The organism is Azospirillum sp. B4, assembly GCF_000333275.1.
In the GTDB taxonomy this organism is placed as follows: domain Bacteria; phylum Pseudomonadota; class Alphaproteobacteria; order Azospirillales; family Azospirillaceae; genus Nitrospirillum.
In genome coordinates this window covers 1-2697 of the sequence record NZ_BACU01000341.1, presented here as the reverse complement: position 1 = coordinate 2697, position 2697 = coordinate 1, and the positions used below count along the sequence as shown (strand labels likewise).

Annotated in this window: 3 protein-coding genes; 2 read left to right on the top strand and 1 reads right to left on the bottom strand. The window is 62.3% G+C overall.

Annotated elements, in window-relative coordinates; translation table 11 throughout:
* Window positions 1-141: 141 nt before the first annotated feature.
* The gene (locus tag I55_RS15125) at window positions 142-495 is read left to right on the top strand and encodes a hypothetical protein (protein WP_148293754.1); all 354 of its coding nucleotides are present in this window, start codon (window positions 142-144) and stop codon (window positions 493-495) included.
* Between the two features lie 175 nt (window positions 496-670).
* Window positions 671-2248 carry a phage tail sheath C-terminal domain-containing protein gene (locus I55_RS15120; protein ID WP_199902606.1) on the top strand — a complete coding sequence of 526 codons (1578 nt, stop codon included), beginning with the start codon at window positions 671-673 and terminating at the stop codon, window positions 2246-2248.
* Here the strand turns inward: I55_RS15120 and I55_RS15115 are convergent.
* Complete coding sequence (locus tag I55_RS15115; RefSeq protein ID WP_044561419.1) at window positions 2245-2637, bottom strand: GFA family protein; 393 nt, start codon at window positions 2635-2637, stop codon at window positions 2245-2247. The genes I55_RS15120 and I55_RS15115 overlap by 4 nt on opposite strands.
* Window positions 2638-2697: the final 60 nt, after the last annotated feature.

Below are 2697 nucleotides of genomic sequence, written 5' to 3'. Positions count from 1 at the left end.
AGACCGAGGCCTGATCCTTCTTCGGATCGATTAAGTGACGAGACGGCGCGGTTCCTGAGGGGACCGCGCCGTTTTGTTTTGGGACTTCCCCTGTCCTGGACGTCCGTTTAGCCTGCCGGCGAACCATGGGGGATGCGGGTGATGGCGATGGATGCGGGTGGAGTGCGCCAGGTGGCCAAGTGGGTGGCCATCGTCGGCCTGGGCGGCAATCACGTATTGGCCTACCAGCAGGCGGTTGACCGCATCCGCGCGCCGTCGCGCGCGTTGGCCGACATGGCGGGCGCCATCGGCCAGATCTTTGGCCAATCCCCGGACAAGTTCAAAGCTGGCGACCTCAGCTTCAGCGACAAGGTCGACCTATTCGTCAACCCTTATACCTCCGTCCGCGACATGGCGCATTGGGAAGGGCTGAACCACCTGCTGTTCTGGCCCGGCCTGACAGCCCTTCTGCTGTTCCTGGCGCTGACCTTCGGGGGCGGACGCCTGCGCAGCTGACTCCGCCGCCGGCGCCGATGACTTCAAATCATGGCGTTGCGGGACGGGATGGCACGCCCCATCGCATCGGCGCCATCTTCATCGTGTATTTCCGGCAGACCTAAGGAAAGTGGTGACCACAGGCTGAAGCGGCCAATCCGGCTCTATACCCACCCAAAGGAAGGATGACGCGATCTTGGCAACGTATTCGACCCCCGGCGTCTACATCAACGAGTTAAACGCTTTTCCCAACTCGGTCGTGCCTGTCGCCACCGCCGTTCCCGTCTTCATCGGCTATACGCCGCGCGCCGACTATCAAGGCAAATCCTATTACAACAAGCCGGTACGCATCTCCTCCTTCGCTGAATACCAGGCGTATTTCTCACTGCCAAATCCGGCAGCACCGGCCGATCCGGCCCGCCAATACATGCCACAATATTATCTGACTCCGCAAAACCAGAAGCCGGATGCCGGCCCATATCTGTCCATCGGCGGGAAATTCTACTCAATACTGCCCGATCCGAACACCATTTATTATATGTATAACAGCGTGCGTCTGTTCTATTTGAACGGCGGCGGTGACGCCTGGATCGTCCCGGTCGGTTCCTACGGCGCCCCCAGCGGCAAGCCCCTGGCCACCGCCAAGACGCCCCTGGTCAACACGAACGTGACGCTAGCCGATCTGCAACGGGGCCTGACGCTCCTGAGGGTCGAGCTTGAGCCCACCATCTACATCTGCCCCGAGGCCACACTGCTAACGGCGGCGGACAACGCCACCCTGATGCAGAGCATGCTGCTGCAGGCCCAGGACCTGCAGACCACCGTCTGCCTGTTCGACGTGATCAATGGCAACCAGCCTGATCCCACCCAGTACACGCAGGACATCGCGGCTTTTCGCGACGCCACCGGCACCAACGGGCTGAAGTACGGCATCTCCTACTACCCGTTCGTCGGCACCACGGTCATGCAGAGCGGGGAGATCGACTTCACCAATCTTTTTGGCGGCGACATCAAACAATTGGCGCCACTGCTGAATCCTCCTGACGCCCCCGATCCGGCGGCGGCGAAGATCATCGCCATGATCGAAACCCCGCCGGCAACGCCCCTGACCACCAGCCAGCTTCACAACGCCCTGCTCAACGCCAGCAAGACCTACGGCCAGATTATCCAGCAGGTGATGGATGTCGCGAACCTGCTGCCGCCCAGTGGCGCCATGGCCGGCGTCTATACCGTCAACGATAACACCAGGGGCGTCTGGAACAGTCCGGCCAACACCAGCATCGTCGGTGCCGCCAGCCTGCCCATCCGTCTGAGCGACAGCCAACAGGAAAACCTGAACATCGATGCGGTGTCGGGCAAATCCATCAACGCCATCCGCTTTTTCACCGGCCAGGGCATTCTGATCTGGGGCGCTAGGACGCTGGACGGCAACAGCCAGGACTGGCGCTATGTCTCGGTCCGGCGCACCATGATTTTCCTGGAACAGTCGGTTAAGCGGGCGGCGCACGCCTACGCCTTTGGCCCCAATACAGCCAACACCTGGGCCGCGGTGAAGAGCATGATCAGCAGCTTCCTGACCGATGTCTGGAAGCAGGGCGGGTTGCAGGGCGCCAGGCCCGATGACGCATTCCAGGTCCTCGTTGGCCTGGGCAGCACCATGACGCCGGATGACCTGAAGAACGGCATTCTGCGGGTGACCGTGTTGGTGGCGGTGGTTCGCCCTGCCGAGTTCATCGAGATCACCTTCGAGCAACAGATGGCCAAGGACGGCTAATCCTCAGCGCGGCCCCGCCCCTCGCGATCCCGGTCGTAGTGGTGTGCGAGCGGGAAGGGTGGCAGCCAGGATTCCCGGCGGACGACCCAGTTTTCATAAGTCGGCACCAGTTGGTCGGGCGCGTCCAGGGCGCCCAGGTGCACCTCGATCTCGTCGGCGGTTCGCGAGAAGACAGACGAACCGCAGCGGGGGCGGAAACAGCGGCCCTTATAGTCCCCTGTCTCTCCGTCGATGGTGACCGCGTCCCGGGGAAATATCGCGGAGGCGTGAAAGAGGGCGCCGTGATGCTTGCGGCAGTCGAGGCAGTGGCATAGGCCCACCCGATAGGGGCGCCCCCGCGCCACGATGCGGACGTTACCGCACAGGCAACCGCCGGTGTAGCGCTCCATGGTCCCATCCCTCTTCCATCAACCATACGCATGTCTAATGCGGGAAGGCCGGACGTCAGC